Here is a 19825-nt window from a genome sequence, read left to right on the forward strand (position 1 = left end):
ACATTTTGTATATGGAAAGGAGGGCAGCTTGAATCATAAAATCCAACTACTGATTATAGATGCTCAATACGATTTCTGCGATCCCAATGGAGCCCTCTATGTACCAGGGGCGCAAGAGGATATGAAAAGAACAACCTCAATGATAAGGAAGGGGAAGGACAAGATCGAAAAGATCAGAGTAACTCTTGACACCCACAGGAAACAGCATATTGCGCATCCCATCTGGTGGATCGATGAGAATGACAATCATCCCAAGCCATTTACTGCAATAAGCACTAATGATGTTATCGGAAATCTGATAAAATGGAGAGCCAGTAATCCTGAATATAATGAGAGATCAATCGAATATGTCAGGCAGCTTGAGAGAAACGGAAGATACACCCTCACTATCTGGCCTCCCCATTGCCTTATCGGAAGCAATGGGCATAAAATCTTCCCTGATATCTTTGACGCCCTTGATGAATGGGAAGATATGTATGCATCTGTTGATTACCTGACTAAAGGAACTAATATCTTCACTGAACATTATTCTGCCATAAGGGCTGATGTAATCGATCCTGATGATAATGGAACATATTTTAACACAGGCTTTATTGAAAGACTCGATGAGGCTGAGATAATAGGGATCGCAGGCGAGGCATTATCTCACTGTGTGGCCAATACGGTAAAAGATATTGCTGATGCACTCCGTGATAATCATATCGAAAAACTGGTATTACTGGAAGATGCCACCTCACCGGTTACAGGATTTGAAGACCAAGCCTTAGATTTTATTAAGGAGATGAAATCCCGCGGTATGCGAATTGCCAGGACAACTGACTTTCCGGGCTGACACTTTATATGTTTTATGCTGTTCTATTTCATATGGCTTTCCATAAAGACTTTTTTAGTACAATTTTCGGACTATCGAAATCATTTTTTTTTACCCTGCATATATGATTCTGATTGGATAACACCCAACCTCAAGATAAAAATACAGATTTAGTAATGAAGAGATAGATAACTATTATATCTATTAATATTGTAATGATTACCGATTTAACTAAAATTCCCAAATTTATAATCAACAATCCTCTTTCGTATTGGACCTTTCAATAAATAGTAAAATGCACAATATACCCATTTAAATAATGTAATGAATTTACCCTCCTGTTCAAATCTCCTAACAGAGTAATACATTTTCTTTGAGGTAATCATTCGAAATTTTCCAATCTTTGAAATCCTCTGTGAATACTCATGATCCTCTCCAATAATAATAGTGACATCAAATCCATCGACACTATCATGATATCTCTTTTTAACTAATATTCCTGCTCCGATCGAAATCGGTTTAACATATTGGGCGAAAGAACATAATACAGTAAAACAAAAAGAATATATTTTATAAATAATCTTTTTTGAATTAAAAATAAAATAGAATCCTGCAATATCCAATTCTTTTTTAGTAAATTCCGTCATTATTGTTGAAAGAAAATTCTTTGGCAAAATGGCATCTGCATCAATAAACAATAAAACGTCCCCTTTGGCCTTTTGTGCGCCATTATTCCTCTGATGTCCTGGATTTCTCCTTTTACTTGAAACGAATTTACATCTATTTTTCTTAGCGACCTGTTTAGTGTTATCTTCTGAATTCGCATCAGAAATAATAATTTCATAATTTTTATAGTCCTGGGATTTGATTGAATGCAATAATCTTGGAAGATATTTTTCTTCGTTGAAGGTGGGAATTATAATCGATAGCATGATAAATAATTATATTCGAAGCTTGAACCAATAAATAGAACATTTTTTAGAGGGAAAATATTATATTGAATTAAAATGCCCTCAGTATTCAACTTCAATATCATATGCCCGAATAGTAATAAAGTCAAGTTGTTCACGAAGATGTATGCGAATTGGATGCAATAGCAATAAGGGTATGTTATGCTATAATCCCAGTTTGTGAGATATTTTCTGCATTGCGCCAAGCGCGATCTCAATAAATCTGTTCACCTCCAAGTCAACATTTTCACACTCCATGATGACATCTCTGTTAACAGATCTGGCAAAGGCCTTTTCCTTCATCCTTTTAGTAACTGATTTGACCTTCACACCCTCAAGCCTTTTATCCGGATACACAAGAGCAGTGGCGATTATTAAGCCAGTGACAGTCTCTCCAGATGCAAGGGCGTGCTGCAACCTTGTACTTCTCTTTTCCCCTGGATAAGGCACTTCATTATGCAGTCTTATAGCTTCGATGATATCATCATCGATTCCCTCATCCCTCAAAATTTTCACTCCCTCTTTTGTATGAATGTTAAGATCAGCGTTAGTGATCTCTACATCTATGTCATGAAGGAGACCAGCTATTCCCCATTTGTTTACATCCTCCCCAAGTTCTTTAGCTAATGCTCGTAAAACGGTCTCAGAGGCCAGGGAATGTTTAATCATATTTTCATTCTTTATATATCTTTGTAAGAGTGTTAACGCTTGTTCCCTTTCCATCATTGCTTGTTTCCCTTGATCAACGTATAATTTATCTCAACTTGATAATATCATTTGCAACGAGATACATTCTATTATCATCCCCAATGGTATTCACAAATACAGCCTCAATCTCTACCTCATCACCATTATGAATTCCAGCAGGAAATTTTTCAGAATACACATCAATAATCCCGGAAAATATATCACCCTTTTCATAATCTATTAGTAGATTGAAGAGCAGCTTGCTACCCTTCTTCTTGATATTCGCTACCCTGCCCTTCCATCTGACAAAAATTCCTTTATACAAATATGGCTTATCAGATATCTTAATAAAAGGGATATCACTGGACTCTCTATCTTCAACATTCAAAATAAACTTCCTTAAAAACTCAACCCTTTCTTTTACACTAAAATTAGAATTGCTGTTCTGAATCTTATTAAGCAATATCAGCGCTCTGTTATAATCATTGCCCTTTATCAATCTTTTTGCTTTATTGAAGTCCCTTATAACCTCATCATTTGAATAATAGAATACAGGGGTTTTCTTTTTTTTAATCTTATCAATCAAATCATATCTCATACCATTTAGATACACATGATCAACCTGCGTTGTATTATCCTTAAAATTCTTTTCTTGCCTTAGTGGAAAATAGATTGCTATTGGCAAGATTATTACAATTGAAAGAATGCCAATCATAAGGATAAATATTCTAGTATGAAATTGCCCCTTACCCCTCCATTTACTCGATAACCAAAATCCCTTACTAGGCTTTGGAATATAGACAAAATCACCAAGGAGAGCATCCTTCTGAAATTCATTAAAATCATCCGCTTTTCGCAGGGCATTTAAGGCTCTGTTAAGATATTTATCCTTTGAATATTTTTCAACAAGCTCAATATACCTTGCCAATGCAAGATTTAGATCTGCCGCTGATTTTAAATGGATGAAGGATTCCAATTGGTGAGATGGGAGATAATCCGGATCGATCATCTTAATTCTTTTTACCATCAAATCAGTTTTATCATATTGGCTGGTTAACAAATAGGATAGGGCTAAGAGAAAAAGTAGATAAGGGGATTGTGTTTTATTTGAAGATACTTCGCTGGTTAATAATGATATAACATCCCTATATCTCTTTTTCTTGAATAAATTATATGCCTCTTGTATTATTAGAGAATCTTTATTCTTCACTAGTCAGCATTCATTCATCTTTTTTCCTGAAGAGGTTGGATAGTTGATCAGAAAGTGAAATATTCTCATCCCTGCTTCTTCCTAAAAAATAGCCTGCTAACATAAAAAGTAGAATCAGCAAGGTTTTATATAATCCCACAGTAAAGAGCAAAATCCCAAAAATAAAACCAGAGATGATTCCAACTGCCTTCCCCGGATTGCCATTAATCCAATTCAGGATATATTTAATAAAACCATCGCTATTGTTTAACTCTTTCAACATACTCCCCCTTTCGAGTATCAATTTTAATAATATCCCCTTCATTAATAAATAAAGGTACATGAATCTCAGCACCTGTTTCAACCTTAATCGATTTGGTCACATTTGTAGCTGTGTCGCCTTTTACGCCTGGCTCAGCATAAATAACCTTCAATTCCACAAAGGTAGGAGGAATTAAAGATATCGGTTTATTCTCGTAAACAGATATTTCTACCTCCTCACCCTCCTTGATGAAGTCCAAAATATTAGCTACCTCATCCTTTGGTATAGACTCCTGTTCATAGCTTTCAGTGTCCATAAAGACGAGTGAATCACCTTCATCATAAAGATATTGCATCATCTTCTTCTCAACCCTTACATCCTCACACTTTTCGCCACCCCTAAAGGTTTTATCAATAATTGATCCCTTGGTAAGAGATTTCAACTTAGTTCGAACGAATGCCCCACCCTTACCCGGTTTGACATGCAGAAACTCCAATATTGAATATATATCACCATCTAATTTGATCACCATACCCCTTTTAAAATCATTGCTTGTAATCATCCACTACCTCGATAATCTAAATCACAATTATTTCCTTTGACGATTTTGTAATCACTTCATAGCCTATATCGTTAATAATAACAATATCTTCAATTCTCACACCCCCAGAATCTGGAAGATAAATCCCAGGCTCAATTGTAATCACAACATTCTTCTTTAATCTGAATTTATTACCCATTTTTATACTGGGTTGTTCATGAACATCTAATCCAACACCATGACCCAAGGCATGGCCAAAAGCCTCTCCATATCCCTTTTCTGCTATAATATCCCTAGCAATCCTGTCAACCCTACTAGCTGAAATCCCAGGCCTTAAAAAAGAAATAGCCTTCTCCTGAGCGCATTTTACTATATTATAAATCTTTTCAAATTCTGGATCAATATACCCTAAAAAAATAGTTCTTGTCAAGTCAGAATTATACCCCTCATATTCACAACCCATATCAATGAGTAAAATATCGCCCTCATCAATCCTCTTTGTCATCGATGTTAAGTAATGCGGCATTGATGATCCCTTCCCAGACGCCACTACTGAATCGAATGCTGATTTTCTGCATCCATTCTTTCTGTAAAAATATTCAATTTCTACTGCTAAATCCCATTCCAGCATACCTGGTTTCATGATGCCTGTTAGATGCTTAAAACATCTATCCGATATTTCAACGGCCTTCCTGATGAGCCCTAACTCCCCATCATCTTTTATAATCCTAATGGCAGATACTTCATCATCATTAGGTATAATTTCAATGTTACCCAGCTCTTTCTTCAACATCAGATAAAAGGATAGAGGGATTGAATCTTCTATGTATACTCTATCTTTGTTGATTGTATTAAATATGTTTTTTAATGCTTCAATAATATTTCTCTTCTGTAAAATGAACTCAATTGACTCAGGAATTATTTCCTTAGCGTATTCTCTATATCTTGAATCTGATATAAAAAAGGACCTCTCCCTATCAATAACCAAATGACCATATGAGCCCTCAAAACCTGTTAAATAGAATATATTTTTCAGGTTGGAAATTAGATAGGGAAATTTATTCATCCTTGAAAGTTTTTTCCTCAAACTCTTTAATCTCATATGTTTCAATTCCTATCTCTATTATTTTTAATGATTTGAATCTATAATTGTTTGTTTTGTGAAGACCTTTTCATCAAGTTGATATCTGATCAATCTAAAGCAAATTGTATAGTCTATTCATACTTTAAGATAAGATAGCAGTACAATTTTGTACCAGATCTAATCAAATGCTACATTTTTGTACCAAACCACAACACTAAGGGGGTAGAATTTACAAGAGGCCACGCTTGTTTTCATTCAAATTCGTATCAAACAGCTATTATTAGGAATTTTTCTTTGTATTTCATAATTTATGATACCAACTACTTAATTAACAACAACTTTTTACTTAATTGGCATAGATATTGCGTTATCAATAAGCATAAATCAAATAAAGGAGGTTCTTCTATGAAATGCTTATTGTTACCCTTGATTGTTTTCACATCAATCTCAGTATTGCAAGCAGAGGAAATAGCGATAAGTTCAGATATACAATCCAGTGATGTTGTATGGACCTTAATAGCCGCGTTTTTAGTCTTTTTTATGCAGGCGGGTTTTGCAATGGTAGAGATTGGATTTACAAGGGCAAAAAACGCAGGGAACATAATAATGAAAAATCTTATGGATTTTTCTATTGGTTCAATTTCGTTCTTTATTCTTGGATTCGGCCTAATGTTCGGGGATTCGATCTCCGGTTTTTTAGGATCATCCAAATTTATTCTCTCAAATGCATCACCTGACAATCCGGATGGATTATGGGTATTTGCATTCTGGTTATTTCAGGCTGTATTTGCTGCCACTGCCGCTACTATTGTCTCCGGGGCTATGGCAGAGAGAACTAAGTTTACCTCATATCTCTTATACAGCCTATTTATCACTGCAATAATATACCCAATCTCAGGGCATTGGATATGGGGTGACGGCTGGCTCGCTTCCTTAGGATTTATCGATTTTGCCGGCTCTACAGTTGTTCATTCTGTTGGAGGATGGGCAGCTATGATGGGGGCATTATTCCTTGGTCCGCGAATCGGAAAATATGGAGCTGATGGCAAGGCCAAAGCAATCCCAGGTCATAACATGCCAATAGCCGCGTTGGGTGTATTTATACTCTGGTTTGGGTGGTTTGGATTTAATCCGGGAAGCACAACATCCGGCAATAATTTGAGCATCGGTTTTATAGCTGTAAATACTAATCTTGCAGCAGCGGCAGGAGCAATTGGAGCCATGGCTATTATATGGCTTAAGAGCGGTAAGCCGGATGTTAGTATGAGCCTAAACGGAGCGCTTGCGGGACTTGTAGCTATTACTGCAGGATGTTCATCAGTCTCTCCGATAAGTTCAATAATAATCGGATTGATTGCTGGCATTATCGTGGTGATCTCGGTTGAACTATTCGATTTTGTATTAAAGATAGATGATCCAGTTGGAGCGATTTCTGTTCATGGAATTTGCGGGGCTGTTGGAACAATTCTTGTTGGATTTTTTGCAGAAGCTCAGTATGCAGGCGAAGGTGTTAACGGACTCTTTTTTGGAGGTGGATTTAATCTTATAGGTATTCAAATACTTGGTGTACTGGCCGTTTTTGGTTGGGTTGTGATAACAATGGGCATGGTCTTCTTCTCAATTAATAAAATATTTGGCCTCAGGGTATCACGTGATGAAGAATTAAGAGGATTAGATATTGAGGAGCATGGCATGGAGTCCTATGCCGGATTCCAGATATTCAGAAATCAGTAAAGGAGGTGGTACAATGAAACTTATAATAGCTTATATTCAACCGGAGAGGCTGAATGATGTTAAACAGGAATTGTTCAGAGAAGAAGTAAAAAAAATGTCTGTGACAAATTCCCTGGGATGCGGCCAGCAGGGAGGATATCATGAAACCTATAGGGGTATTGATCTTGAAGTTAATCTGCTTCAAAAGGTTCGTGTAGAGATAGCTGTAAACGATGACTTCGTCGAAAAAACTGTTAAGGCTATCATTAGGGGTGCCAAGACAGGTAAAATTGGCGATGGTAAAATATTTGTTCTAAATCTTGAAAATTGCTACCGAATAAGAACCGATGAAGAAGGTGAGATGGCAATTGGTTAGCTTTAGAATTATAAACAGTGTAATTCATTTACAAAAAATAATTCAAAGGAGAAAAAGTATGAAGAAATTATTAACATTAGTATGCATGTTGTTCATACTGATTGGCCTTAATGGAGTAACGAGATTTGATCTATCAGCTGATGAAAAATTGGTAACAATTCCACTCTCTATATCATATAGTAGTATATATTGGTGGAGAGGCACTGTCTTAAATGACGGGGCAGGTACATTCTGGCCAGACGCTGAATGTAATATAAAGGATTTTTCTCTTAGCATTGCTGGGTGCATTAGTGAAGAGTGGTTTACAAAGAACGACTCTGCATCAGAAGATACCGCGAAATCCTTTACTGAGATTGATTACGGCCTCTTTTATTCAAGAGATATCAATGATATTTCTCTCTCTGCAGGTGTCATGTTTTGTCATTGGCCCTTTTATGACGAAGCAGATGATTCAGCAGAAGATCCATCCTTCTGGGAAGCCAGTCTTTCAATAGGGGTTGATACAATTTTGTCACCCACACTGGAATTCTATTATGATTATTATATAGAATCATACGAGGGATCATATGGCAAGGATGTCCCAACTGATGAAGATTATTATATTAGATTCTCAGTGGGGCATGAACTAATAAACAGAAATGATAATCTTATCATGAGTGTTGGGGCATGGATAGGCTACTACAATGATCCCTATTTTGAGGCTGATGGATGGAGCGATATGGTTGCTCTTGTCGGTTTCTCTAATCAATACAATAATCTTTCCTTTAATTCAAATTTTTACTATGGAAGAACACTTAGCAAGGATTTCAGGGACGCAAATGATGGGATTATGAATCATTTCTGGTGCGATTTTGGTATCTCCTATTCACTATAGGATATAAATTATTGTTACTAGTTTGCGCTATAATAACCGGAAAGAGTACCAGAGATATTTATTCTTTACTTTTTCCTGTTATTCTATTTAAATTATGCAATAATTTCTATAAATAGCAAATAATCCTCGCCTTGAGCAGGGATTACTGCATATTTACATATATTGCGAATCTACATTAAGCTAAATCAATAGAATAAATTAAAAATTTGTCCGAATCAAGCAACTTGTATTGAGGTATGAAACAACTAAATAATAGATATAATGAATTAATCTGTGAGATTGGAAGGCTATTCATGACCTCAAAGGACATGAATCTTTTGCTTTTCAATGTAATTGAACTTTGTGCCAGGTATATACCAATAGAGAGAGCCATGATAAATATACATGACTTAAGCACAGATGAAATATTTATCGATGTCTCCTATGGTTACAGTGACGATGAGGTCAAAAAGGGTAGATATAAGGTCGGTGAAGGGATTATTGGAACAGTGATATCCACAGGAGAGACACTAATAGTGCCATCTATCCATGATGAACCAAGATTCCTCAATAGAACAGGTGCACGTAAAGATGAAGTACAAAAAGACATATCTTTCATATGCATACCTATAAAAATTGCTGGAGAAACGATTGGCACCATTTCTATTGATATAAATTTAGATGATCAAAACTCGCTCTTTGAGGAGATTCAGCTTCTTAACACATTGGCAGTCATTACAGCACATGCAGTAAAGGTCAGAAGAGATATGCTTCAAATGGAAAGAGAGTTAAGAGCGGAAAATGAAATATTAAAGAATAAAATATATGCTATTGAGAGCCCAAGAAACATAATAGGTAGTTCAAGAGTTATGAAGGAGCTTTACGAAAAAATAGTTATGGTTGCTGGAACCGACTCAACAGTTCTAATACTGGGTGAAAGCGGAACAGGGAAGGAGTTGATTGCTGAAGCAATACATCATAACAGTAATCGGAAGGATAGACCTTTAATAAAAGTTAATATTGCTGCTCTGCCACATGATCTTATAGAGAGTGAACTCTTTGGATATGAACGAGGGGCCTTTACTGGCGCATTTTCACAAAAAAAGGGAAAATTTGAGTCAGCAGATGGAGGGACAATCTTCCTGGATGAAATAGGGGATTTGAATTCTCATCTGCAAATAAACCTTCTTAGGGTTTTACAGGAGAAAACTATTGAGAGGTTAGGTAGTACAGAGACTTTACCGCTTGATGTTCGCATAGTTGCAGCAACACATCAAGATCTTGAAAAAAAGATTAAAAAAAACGAATTTAGATCAGACCTCTACTATCGTTTGAACGTTTTTCCAATTTTTGCGCCTCCCTTGAGAGAGAGAAAGGCTGATATCATCCTGTTGGCAGATTATTTTCTTGAAAAATACAACAGTAAGATCAACAAGAAGATCAAGAGAATCAGCAGCGATGCTATTGATATGTTAAGCAACTATCACTGGCCTGGTAACGTTCGCGAACTCGAAAACTGCATTGAGAGGGCTGTGATAGTGAGCAATGAAAAGGTAATAAGAAACTACCATCTTCCCCCATCTCTGCAGATGGCAGAAGGGGGGACAGAACAGCCCAGAACCCTTGAAGAGATGACTAATCTATTCGTAAAGGAAATAATCATCGATCACCTCAAGGTCACTAAAGGGAATATCGCTCAAGCAGCCAGGATGTTGGGAAGCACTAAACGAATACTTGCGTATAAGATCAATAAGCTTGGTGTTGATTATCATAAATATAAAAATTGAGAATAGGTGGAATGAGTATCAATTAATAATCAATCAGGCACTTTATCCCGCAACTCATTCAACCATGCAACAGCCTCCGCATCGCTTGGCGCCCGCCAATCGCTGCGGGGTGAGAGGGAACCTCCTGAACCCACCTTAGGCCCATTAGGCAAAGCGGATCTTTTAAATTGACTGATTTTAAAGAACCTATAGAGGAATACCTCCAACCATTTCTTGATTGTGGCAAGATCATATTCATTGCGTTTCCCTAAGGGTATAAATTCGGGCCAAATTCCTGAGTTCTTATCACTCCAAGCGTTATAGCATAGAAATGCAACCTTACTTGGGCGAAATCCGAAGCGAGATATATAATAGAGGTTAAAATCCTGTAATTCATAAGGGCCAATCTCTGACTCAGTCCTTTGAACTGGCCTGTCAGTAGGGCCGCTTTTATCTGGAATGAGTTCAGGCGAAATCTCAGTATTGAGAATCGATTGAAGAATAGAATTTGTATTTGAATCGAACTGATTAGTCTTTATGATCCATCGAATTAAATGCTGTATCAGCGTTTTTGGCACTGAGGCATTGACATTGTAATGTGACATATGGTCACCAACGCCATAAGTAGTCCACCCCAGCGCCAATTCGCTGAGGTCTCCTGTTCCAAGCACTATGGCATTATGGAGATTCGCCAATCGAAAGAGATGTGATGTGCGTTCTCCAGCTTGAACATTCTCGAACGTTACGTCATATACGGATTCCCCTTTAACATAAGGGTGTCCAATATCGCGAAACATCTGCATACAAGAAGGCCGAATGTCAACTTCATTTGCTGTAATCCCAAGAGCCTCCATCAATCCATGCGCATTTTTATTAGTAATTCTGCTGGTGGCGAATCCAGGCATGGTGTAACCAAGAATATTATCGCGTGATAGTCCCAATCTGTCCATTGTCTTGGCAGCCACAATGAGAGACTGAGTTGAGTCTAATCCACCGGATATGCCTATCACCACCCTTTTGACATCAGCCGTAGTCATTCTCTTCATCAGGCTGTGAACCTGAATATTATATATCTCAAAACATCTTTCATCGAGTTCTTTGGAACTAATGGGCACATATGGGAAGCGATGCACATCACGTATCAATGACATCTCTCCTTTGGGGATATGGAATTGAAATGGGATGCGTCGCATTTTCAATAGTTGCTTACGATGATATAAAATAGCATCGTTAAAGGTCGTCATTCGCATTCTCTCCTGCGTGATACGATTTAGATCAATATCAGCCACAATTATTTGATCCACGTCATTAAAACGCTCAGACTCGGCTAATAAAAGATTATTTTCATATATTCCGGCATATCCATCCCAAGCTAAATCTGTGGTAGATTCTCCTGGCCCAGCGGCAGAATACATGTATGCTGAAATACATTTTGCGGATTGAGAAGCGCATAAAAGACGTCTGTAATCCGTCTTCCCTACAGTAATGTTGCTTGCTGATAGATTTGCCAACACAGCAGCCCCAGCCAACGCTCCATAGGTGCTTGGAGGAACAGGTGCCCATATATCCTCGCAAACTTCAACATACAGATTGAATCCTGCGACATTCGTTGCTTCAAAGATCAGATCATTCCCAAAGGGTACCAACCTGTCTAAAAACCTCACTTCTCTATTAACAGCATTAAATGCAGAAGCAAAATAACGCTTCTCATAGAACTCCCTGTAATTCGGAATATAGCTTTTGGGAACAATGCCTAGCACCCCCCCCCTATAGATTAGAATTGCGCAATTGAAGAGCTTGTCTTCAAATCTAAGCGGAGCCCCTACTATCAATATAGAAGAGATACTACGGCTCTCATCTAATAGACAAGCTAATGAATACAGGGTGGCATCGAGTAGAGAGTCCTGATGAAAGAGATCGTCATTGCTGTATGCCGAAATACCCAACTCAGGGAAAAGTGCAATAGCAGAATGCATTTGTGAAGCACGCTGTGCCAATGCTAGTGTATGTCTAAGGTTAAACTCAGGGTCTGCTACCCGCACAGAAGGGATGCATACCCCAACCCTAATGAAACCATGAGAGTAGACTGAATAAAATGGATGAGTCATATTTCCTACCTTTAAATTCTATATTTCTACAATGATACAACATGACAATAATGATAGTTCATTATACTATAATATGCTGCTTTCTCCAATAACTTGTTTGTGACAAATGGAATATAACACCTAACGCAAAACCGTCTGACCGTTATAGAAAATATTTTATAGCAATTATCAAATTATTGTGTTTTACTATTGCCTTATAGAAGCATAGTATTTATTTTTTAAATAGATGGCGTCTAATCTGTAAATATATCAGATTACTGCTTCCCTTATTATTTTACCGCAACAGAATTTCGATAAATTACATGGAGGTAATTTATCAAAATATTCAATTAGCGGCAAAATGAGCCATGGATAGCTTATTTTATGATTGATATATTCATTAACTTATGTCAAGCTATTATAGTAAAGCCCTTTCTAATATAACAATGATTAAGGATATGTTTAATAGTTATAGCAAAAGAAAGGGATAAAATTGGGCTAGACAATATTAACTTATATTGTCGACTTCATAAACTGTTGTAATACTGGTATTATATACTTTTGTTAGTAAACCATCAGTTTTGTACTATGAATTCTATAGGACGATTTTAATTATGATATTATAGTAATATCAATCCTCTATGCAGTGTGGGATGGAAAAGCTTGAAGCCAGCTAGAGAATAATATACCTCGATTGACAAATCCTGCCAACGTGGTTGTTGATCCCTTCCATGACTCAAGTGTAAATTGTTCATCCTTTGTAAGAGTAATTACAACATTGGTTTTCAATTTATGCCATTATTGATTTCTTAGATAGATTATGATTTATAATTTTTATCCAGAATATTCAATTTAAGAGATCGCATCTTTTTTCTCCTCCTTTGAGGGGATTAGACCTATGGCACATACTATTACCAATGATTAATTTCTATTTAGTACTAAAATAGAGTTTTTAACCATCAATATTATCTTGAGATGAAGTTATGATTACATAATGGATATTACATGGTTTGAGATTCTAATTTCGATTTAGTCATTATCCAAAAAGGGGTTAAGCTATGAATAACAAAACATCATTATATATTGTACTAATGGGTTTAATAATTTGTGGATGCGCTACATCAACGAAATTGAGAAAGGCATCTGAAATAGGTGAAATATCTAATGTGCAATCATTACTTTCATCTTTTTGGTCCTACAAATTAGATGTGAATGCAAAAGATAAAGAGGATGGTTCTACATCACTGATCTTAGCATCAAAAAAGGGGTATACTGATATAACAAGATTGCTGCTTGCGAATGGGGCGAATGTGGATGATGTAAATATATTTGGATGTACTGCCTTGATGCATGCATGTGCTTATGGTCACATAGAAATAGCAAGACTGCTGTTAAATACTAATGCAGATGTTAGTATAAAAACCAAGGGAGACTTGTGGACATCTCTGATGTATGCGGCTAGTGAAGGTCATAGCGATATCATAGAATTGCTTTTGGGAAACAATGCAGATATTGATTCAAAGTCTATTAGTAGCAGGACAGCATTGATGATAGCATCAAAGTATGGCCATTATTCTACAGTAGAATTGCTGCTGGATAGAGGTGCAGATATAAATGCAATACAAAAGGATGGCAAGACAGCATTGATGATAGCATCTAGGGTTGGTCATTTTAAAATTGTTCAATTACTTCTGACGAAAGGAGCAGATGCCAATATAAGGGATATATATGGAGAAACAGCATTGATGATGGCAACCCAAAGGGGATATACAGAAATTGAGAAATTGATTATATATCATGGAATGGAGTTATAATCTTCAACTTAGAATACCATTAGGATTAAATTCGTTTATTATTATCCGGTTTCAACGCTTAAGAATTATATCCTATAATAAGCATTATAAATATAAAGGTAATGAATTAAAATTGCCCAATTAAAAATCCTAAATGACTATCTTCTAACCCTAAAAATATTAGATATAATTTGCTAAAACACTTGTCAAACTCAGATAAACCTGAATATATATCTTCATTGGAAATCCTTACATAACTTCATAGACAGAATGAATTTAGGTTATCCTTATCATTTCACCTCATTTTGAAACAGTTATAGCAATTCTTTGAATGATTTTCTATCAAATAATCGATTATTATGGTTATCTATAATGTTTAGATGATAACCAAGTATAATCATATAAGGCAGTATTATGAATAGATCAATAGTCCTCATATCAGCAGCTATAATAATGATGAGCACAATCCTATATTGCTCAAAATCAGCAGTAATCTCATCAAACTCAGATAGATTTAACGAAGATGAAGCAATAGAAAGGCTGGCAACAGATATTTATAGTAAATATGAAATATTAAAGAATAAGAGAATTGGAGTATTCGACTTCTCTGCACTCGACAATAAGGATACTACTGAAGGTATACGATTATCAAAAAAACTATTGGAACAACTAACTAAAAAGGATGGACTGCAGTTCGTCGAAAGGTCAGAAATAGATAAAATCCTTCAAGCCCAAGGTATAGAACAAGCTGGTATTGTTGATCCTAATGCTGTTAAGGATAGCGGAAAGGTTTTATCAATTGAGGTTATGATCAATGGTACTATTACAAGGATTAATAATCAAACGGAACTTTCAATAAAGGTAGTGGATATCTCTTCAGGTGAAATATATCTTGCAACTGGCACACGCTTTATTCCAGCTACATACTATTCACACCGAGAAGGCCTTCGAAACCCTGCCCAAAATAAAAAAACCCCGGGAAAGGTACAGATTATCAATAGAACCTTTTTTGCACTGGAAAGATTAAGCAGAGATAGACCTGTAATCTTTTTGCTCTCAGTTGTTGAGGAACATGATATGAATATAATTAAAAAACGTAAACCCAGATTAGCACGAGTGATAATGAGAAGAAAGGAAATCATTCATAATAGGGATCCTCAACTTAGGAAAAAGATCACTCAGCTTAGAGAGGGATTGAGATTAATAAAAGATCATGCACCTGATCGGTATGAGATTATTATGAAAAAAAAGGTTGAACTGATAACAAAAGAAGGGCCATCACCATTTCGCTCCTATCAATTAGCGCCTACTCAGTTGGACTCCTTAAATCTATAAAGAGAATTATTCAATCAATTATTCATTATGCTATATATAAAATTCATCACTCCTAGGTTTACTTAAGCAAAATATGCACCACAAGACAAACTGTACAAAATACATAAAATGCATAATCAATAAAAAAAACCTTGACTTTAGATATGAAAGATAATCAATATGGTGACAATTTATAATTGTTTATGGATCTATCAGACCTTAACGATTAAAAATAATATTCACCTCATATGTGCCTATCTAGGCACATCTTCATTTATATATTTAGAGAAACCATTATCAATTAAGGATTAAATAGATGGGAAAAGAAAAAATATTCTGTGCTAATTGTCAAAACTGTATAGTCATAAGGCAGTATGAATCTGAGCCAGAAAAATATGTTCTTAGAGTAAAATGTTTGAAGAAGAGATGGATGAAGAGGTCAGGAGAAGAGAAGCTATACAAATATTTCACAGTTGCCAGAAGGGTTATGGAAGAATGTGAAGACTATTATGAATCTGGCGATCTTTATCCTTATATCAAAAACTTAAGAAAAGAATTGCCAATTAAGGATGAGGTTTACTCCATAAAGGAGATCTGAAAAGGAAAGCAGAATGGCTTTAAAAACATTCAGAGGTGGAATTCATCCCTCAGAGAACAAGCATTTCACAGAAGACAAAAAATTTACGAATTTATCCATTCCTCAACTCTGTTATATCCCGCTACAGCAACATATCGGCAAACCCGCAGTCCCAGTAGTGGAAGTGGGTGATACTGTGCAGGAGGGCCAACTGGTAGGCAAGGCTGAAGGTTTTGTTAGCGCGAATGTCCATGCCTCTGTTCCAGGAAAGGTTATTGAGATTTCAGAGCATCCTACTGTGTATTCATCAAAGGGTTTGTGTATTGTTATTGAGGTAGATGGCTCCTTCTCTACATCTTGGAAAAAGTCGAATGATAACGATTGGTTAACACTGGGGAAAGAGGAAATTTTAAATAGAGTCAGAGACGCTGGCATCGTCGGCATGGGAGGGGCGGCATTCCCAACTACCGTTAAGCTATCTCCACCGGAAAACAAAAGCATTGATACACTAATTATAAATGGCTCTGAATGCGAACCATACCTAACAGTGGATGATCTTTTAATGCAGACATTTCCTGAGGAGATTATTGTAGGGATTAGAATCACTCTTAGGATTCTCGGAATTGAAAATGCTGCGATTGGCATTGAAAACAATAAACCTAAGGCTATCGCTTCTCTTCAAGGGGCCTTGAAAAAGATATCTTTTAATGAAAAGATTGAAATAATGCCCTTAAAGTGCAAATACCCCCAAGGCGCTGAAAAGCAGCTTATTTATAGTATCCTCAAGAGGGAAGTCCCTTCAGGTGGATTACCGATGGATGTTGGTGTGGTAGTCCAAAATGTCGGGACAATATTTGCCATTTATGAAGCAGTAGTGCTTAATAAACCTCTTTTCGAAAGATATCTTACAGTAACTGGAAAAATTGTAGACAAACCCGGCAATTATAAGGTCAGGATCGGAACAAAAATATCAGATATAATCAACGAATGTGGTGACTTGAAAGAGAATGCTGTAAAAATAATTTTAGGTGGCCCCATGTGTGGAATTTCCATTGACAATATAGATATTCCTGTCACAAAGGGGACTTCGGGTATTTTATTTCTTTCAAGGAAGGAAGTCCATATTGAAGATTACAGGCCATGTATTAGGTGTGGGAAATGTGTATCAGTATGTCCTGTCAAACTTCTTCCCTGTGAACTAGGTAATGCAGTTGAGAGGGACAGGATGGACCTTATGGAGCAATTGAATCCTTTCGATTGCATATTATGTGGCAGTTGTACTTATGCCTGCCCATCAAGAAGACCAATCCTCCATTTTGTTAAGGTTGCTCAGGAGAAATTGCGCGCCAAAAAATCCGCCTAATCCAATATAATTTATTAACAGTGAGTTAAAGCTATAATGACCGAAGAGAAAGAGCCCAAAACAGAGTTTATCCTTTCAAATGCGCCTCATACAAAAGATGAGATGTCACTCAGAAAGGTGATGTGGTTTGTTGTAATAGCGCTTATGCCTTCTGTTCTATTCTCTGTGCATCTATATGGAATATCTGCAGCTAAATTGATGATAGCATCTATAATAGCGGCAGTTTTGGCTGAGGTACTATTTCAGTTTTTAATGAAGCGTACCATCACTGTAACTGATGGATCAGCAGTGATAACAGGTATGCTGTTAGCTATGAATATTCCACCGGAAGCGCCAGTGTGGATGGTAGTAATCGGATCATTCTTTGCAATTATTATTGTCAAGCAACTCTTTGGAGGATTGGGCTTTAATATATTTAACCCGGCCCTTGCAGCAAGAGCATTTATGCTTGCATCATGGCCGGTTCATATGACTACCAGATGGTATGAATTTTCACCCTCAAATGTCTTGGCAAGTGACATAAAAAATATTTCAGGGATCGAGGAAACAGCCTTCGATGTGGTAACGCAAGCTACCCCCCTTGGCGCATTAAAGGAAGTGCCCAAACTCCTATCGGATATGAACCTGCCCCTTGAGCCCCTTTATGATCTACTTCTATCTAAGGAAATGTTAATGTCTCTATTTATTGGAGACATCGGGGGTTGTATTGGTGAAACCTCCGTACTATTCCTTTTAATTGGGGGAGCCTTTCTTTTATACAAAAGGATAATAACCTGGCATATCCCTCTCATATATATAGGCACATTTGCCACAATTATTCTATTATATTATACCCTAACAGATTTCCCATACCCCTTTAAGGTTACCCTATTTCATCTTTTATCTGGGGGACTAATGCTTGGAGCCTTTTTTATGGCTACGGATATGGTTACAACACCAGTAACAGCAAAGGGCATGATAATCTTTGGGATCGGATGTGGCGTCATAGCCTCTGTTATTCGGCTATGGGGAGGATACCCTGAGGGTGTATCTTACTCCATCCTATTGATGAATGCAGTTGTGCCCTTGATTGATAAGTATACAAAACCTAGGGTATTTGGTGTTAATGATAAAGAGTGAGTATTGACCACAATATAATGCTTAGATATAATAGATAATAATAATAATGAACCCTAATATAAAAAACATTTTAAAATCAACTGTTGTTCTTGCAATAGTAGCTTTTAGCGCTTCTTTTGTATTATCTCATGTATATAGGATCACCCATCCTAACATACTGAAGCAGGCAAAGGAAAAACAAGAGAGGGCTTTGTCAGTGGTCTTGCCGGGATATTCGAATATTACAGAAAAGAAGATAAAAATTGATGAGAAGGATTTTCAGTATTGGATTGGCAAGAAGTGGGAGGATGGTAAGACAAGAAAGGGATATGCTTTTATTGCAGAGAAGGCAGGATATAGCGGACTAGTGAAGACAATGGTTGGAGTTAATGAACTCGGTATAATTCTTGGAATTTCAATTCTTCAACAGACAGAGACTCCCGGACTTGGCGCCAGGTGTATTGAGTTGCCAGCCATGGAGACATTCTGGGGATACCTCTTTGGCGAATCATCAACAGATGATGTTGAGAGTATTTTGCCTTGGTTTCAGGAACAGTTCAATGGACTTAATGCCAATAATAGGATCGAAATCCTAAAAAAGGGGGATTGGAATCCGGATTTGAGAAATGAGCTTCTTAAAAAGAATGCTATCTCAGCAATTACAGGAGCCACAATAACCACAAGGGCTGTTAGGGATGGAATTGAGACAGGATTTCAATTGCTTGGCATGGCAGAGAAGTAGGAGATACTAAATGGATGGGATGATGAATTATGTGAGAGAGGTAACAAAGGGATTATGGAAAAAAAATCCCATACTTGTGCTTGGTCTCGGTTTATGTCCAACACTTGCCGTTACAACATCTGTATCTAATGCCCTCTGGATGACATTAGCGGCATCGTTTGTTTTAATCTGCTCAAATATCCTTGTTTCCTTAATCAAGAATGTTGCGCCAAGTCATATTAGAATTCCAATTTTTATAATAATTATTGCCACCTTTGTAATAGTTGTAGAGCTCACCCTAAAGGCTTTTCAGCCAGAAGTTTATAAGTCTCTGGGAATATTTATCCCATTAATTGTTGTTAACTGTATAATCTTAGGAAGAGCTGAGGAATTTGCATCAAGAAATAATGTGTTTAGTTCTATATTAGATGGGCTTGGAATGGGGATTGGCTTTGGTTTTGTCTTATTCATTCTTGCCTTTGTAAGAGAAACGCTGGGAGCGAATAAGCTCTTTGGCTACACCCTGATAAAGGGAATGGAACCGGCTTTAATAATGATATTAGCCCCTGGAGCATTTTTTACATTAGGTCTTATGCTCTGGGCGATGAATTCAATTAAATCCAGGAGCAAGAGGTAACAT

The 19825-nt window shown here is 36.8% G+C and carries 19 protein-coding genes; 12 read left to right on the forward strand and 7 right to left on the reverse strand.

Annotated features, from left to right (window positions below; genetic code table 11):
• Positions 1-28 precede the first annotated feature (28 nt).
• Complete coding sequence (locus tag SVZ03_14420; protein MDY6935406.1) at positions 29-832, forward strand: hypothetical protein; 804 nt, start codon at positions 29-31, stop codon at positions 830-832.
• 206 nt (positions 833-1038) lie between these two features.
• Here SVZ03_14420 and SVZ03_14425 read toward each other — a convergent pair whose 3' ends face one another.
• The 6 genes from SVZ03_14425 to SVZ03_14450 all read right to left on the reverse strand — a co-directional run bounded on the left by SVZ03_14425 (position 1039) and on the right by SVZ03_14450 (position 5542).
• A complete protein-coding gene (locus tag SVZ03_14425) occupies positions 1039-1743 on the reverse strand; it encodes a glycosyltransferase (protein ID MDY6935407.1) in 705 nt (234 codons plus the stop codon).
• 183 nt (positions 1744-1926) lie between these two features.
• Positions 1927-2487: an HDIG domain-containing protein gene (locus SVZ03_14430; protein ID MDY6935408.1), complete on the reverse strand. Its 561-nt coding sequence runs from the start codon at positions 2485-2487 to the stop codon at positions 1927-1929.
• Between the two features lie 28 nt (positions 2488-2515).
• The gene (locus tag SVZ03_14435; GenBank protein ID MDY6935409.1) at positions 2516-3658 is read right to left on the reverse strand and encodes a hypothetical protein; all 1143 of its coding nucleotides are present in this window, start codon (positions 3656-3658) and stop codon (positions 2516-2518) included.
• Between the two features lie 10 nt (positions 3659-3668).
• Complete coding sequence (locus SVZ03_14440) at positions 3669-3920, reverse strand: DUF2273 domain-containing protein (GenBank protein MDY6935410.1); 252 nt, start codon at positions 3918-3920, stop codon at positions 3669-3671.
• Complete coding sequence (efp, locus tag SVZ03_14445; protein MDY6935411.1) at positions 3898-4461, reverse strand: elongation factor P; 564 nt, start codon at positions 4459-4461, stop codon at positions 3898-3900. Before efp ends, SVZ03_14440 begins: the two co-directional genes overlap by 23 nt.
• 16 nt (positions 4462-4477) lie before the next feature.
• Entirely contained in the window at positions 4478-5542 is a 1065-nt protein-coding gene (locus SVZ03_14450) for a Xaa-Pro peptidase family protein (protein MDY6935412.1), read from the reverse strand.
• Positions 5543-5929: 387 nt separating this feature from the next.
• Between SVZ03_14450 and SVZ03_14455 the strand changes: the two genes are divergently transcribed.
• The 4 genes from SVZ03_14455 (at position 5930) to SVZ03_14470 (ending at position 10253) form a co-directional block, all read left to right on the forward strand.
• Positions 5930-7258 carry an ammonium transporter gene (locus tag SVZ03_14455; protein ID MDY6935413.1) on the forward strand — a complete coding sequence of 443 codons (1329 nt, stop codon included), beginning with the start codon at positions 5930-5932 and terminating at the stop codon, positions 7256-7258.
• A gap of 13 nt (positions 7259-7271) precedes the next feature.
• Complete coding sequence (locus SVZ03_14460) at positions 7272-7613, forward strand: P-II family nitrogen regulator (protein MDY6935414.1); 342 nt, start codon at positions 7272-7274, stop codon at positions 7611-7613.
• 58 nt (positions 7614-7671) lie between these two features.
• A complete protein-coding gene (locus SVZ03_14465) occupies positions 7672-8487 on the forward strand; it encodes a hypothetical protein (protein MDY6935415.1) in 816 nt (271 codons plus the stop codon).
• Positions 8488-8723: 236 nt separating this feature from the next.
• Positions 8724-10253, forward strand: coding sequence for a sigma 54-interacting transcriptional regulator (locus tag SVZ03_14470; protein MDY6935416.1), 1530 nt, complete (start codon positions 8724-8726; stop codon positions 10251-10253).
• Between the two features lie 29 nt (positions 10254-10282).
• On the opposite strand, the gene SVZ03_14475 is transcribed toward SVZ03_14470, so the two are convergent.
• Positions 10283-12340: an NAD(+) synthase gene (locus tag SVZ03_14475; GenBank protein MDY6935417.1), complete on the reverse strand. Its 2058-nt coding sequence runs from the start codon at positions 12338-12340 to the stop codon at positions 10283-10285.
• Positions 12341-13377: 1037 nt separating this feature from the next.
• On the opposite strand from SVZ03_14475, the gene SVZ03_14480 reads away from it, so the two are divergent.
• The 7 genes from SVZ03_14480 (at position 13378) to rsxE (ending at position 19822) form a co-directional block, all read left to right on the forward strand.
• Positions 13378-14133, forward strand: a complete 756-nt coding sequence (locus SVZ03_14480) for an ankyrin repeat domain-containing protein (protein MDY6935418.1) — start codon at positions 13378-13380, stop codon at positions 14131-14133.
• Positions 14134-14526: 393 nt separating this feature from the next.
• On the forward strand, positions 14527-15447 hold the full coding sequence (locus tag SVZ03_14485; GenBank protein MDY6935419.1) for a FlgO family outer membrane protein: 921 nt from the start codon (positions 14527-14529) through the stop codon (positions 15445-15447).
• Between the two features lie 295 nt (positions 15448-15742).
• Complete coding sequence (locus SVZ03_14490) at positions 15743-16024, forward strand: hypothetical protein (GenBank protein ID MDY6935420.1); 282 nt, start codon at positions 15743-15745, stop codon at positions 16022-16024.
• Positions 16025-16037: 13 nt separating this feature from the next.
• Entirely contained in the window at positions 16038-17366 is a 1329-nt protein-coding gene (gene rsxC / locus SVZ03_14495) for an electron transport complex subunit RsxC (GenBank protein MDY6935421.1), read from the forward strand.
• Between the two features lie 36 nt (positions 17367-17402).
• Positions 17403-18485: an RnfABCDGE type electron transport complex subunit D gene (locus SVZ03_14500; GenBank protein ID MDY6935422.1), complete on the forward strand. Its 1083-nt coding sequence runs from the start codon at positions 17403-17405 to the stop codon at positions 18483-18485.
• A 46-nt stretch (positions 18486-18531) separates the two neighbouring features.
• Positions 18532-19206, forward strand: a complete 675-nt coding sequence (locus tag SVZ03_14505) for an FMN-binding protein (GenBank protein ID MDY6935423.1) — start codon at positions 18532-18534, stop codon at positions 19204-19206.
• Between the two features lie 10 nt (positions 19207-19216).
• Complete coding sequence (rsxE, locus tag SVZ03_14510) at positions 19217-19822, forward strand: electron transport complex subunit RsxE (GenBank protein ID MDY6935424.1); 606 nt, start codon at positions 19217-19219, stop codon at positions 19820-19822.
• Positions 19823-19825 lie beyond the last annotated feature (3 nt).

Source organism: Spirochaetota bacterium, assembly GCA_034190085.1.
In the GTDB taxonomy this organism is placed as follows: domain Bacteria; phylum Spirochaetota; class UBA4802; order UBA4802; family JAFGDQ01; genus JAXHTS01.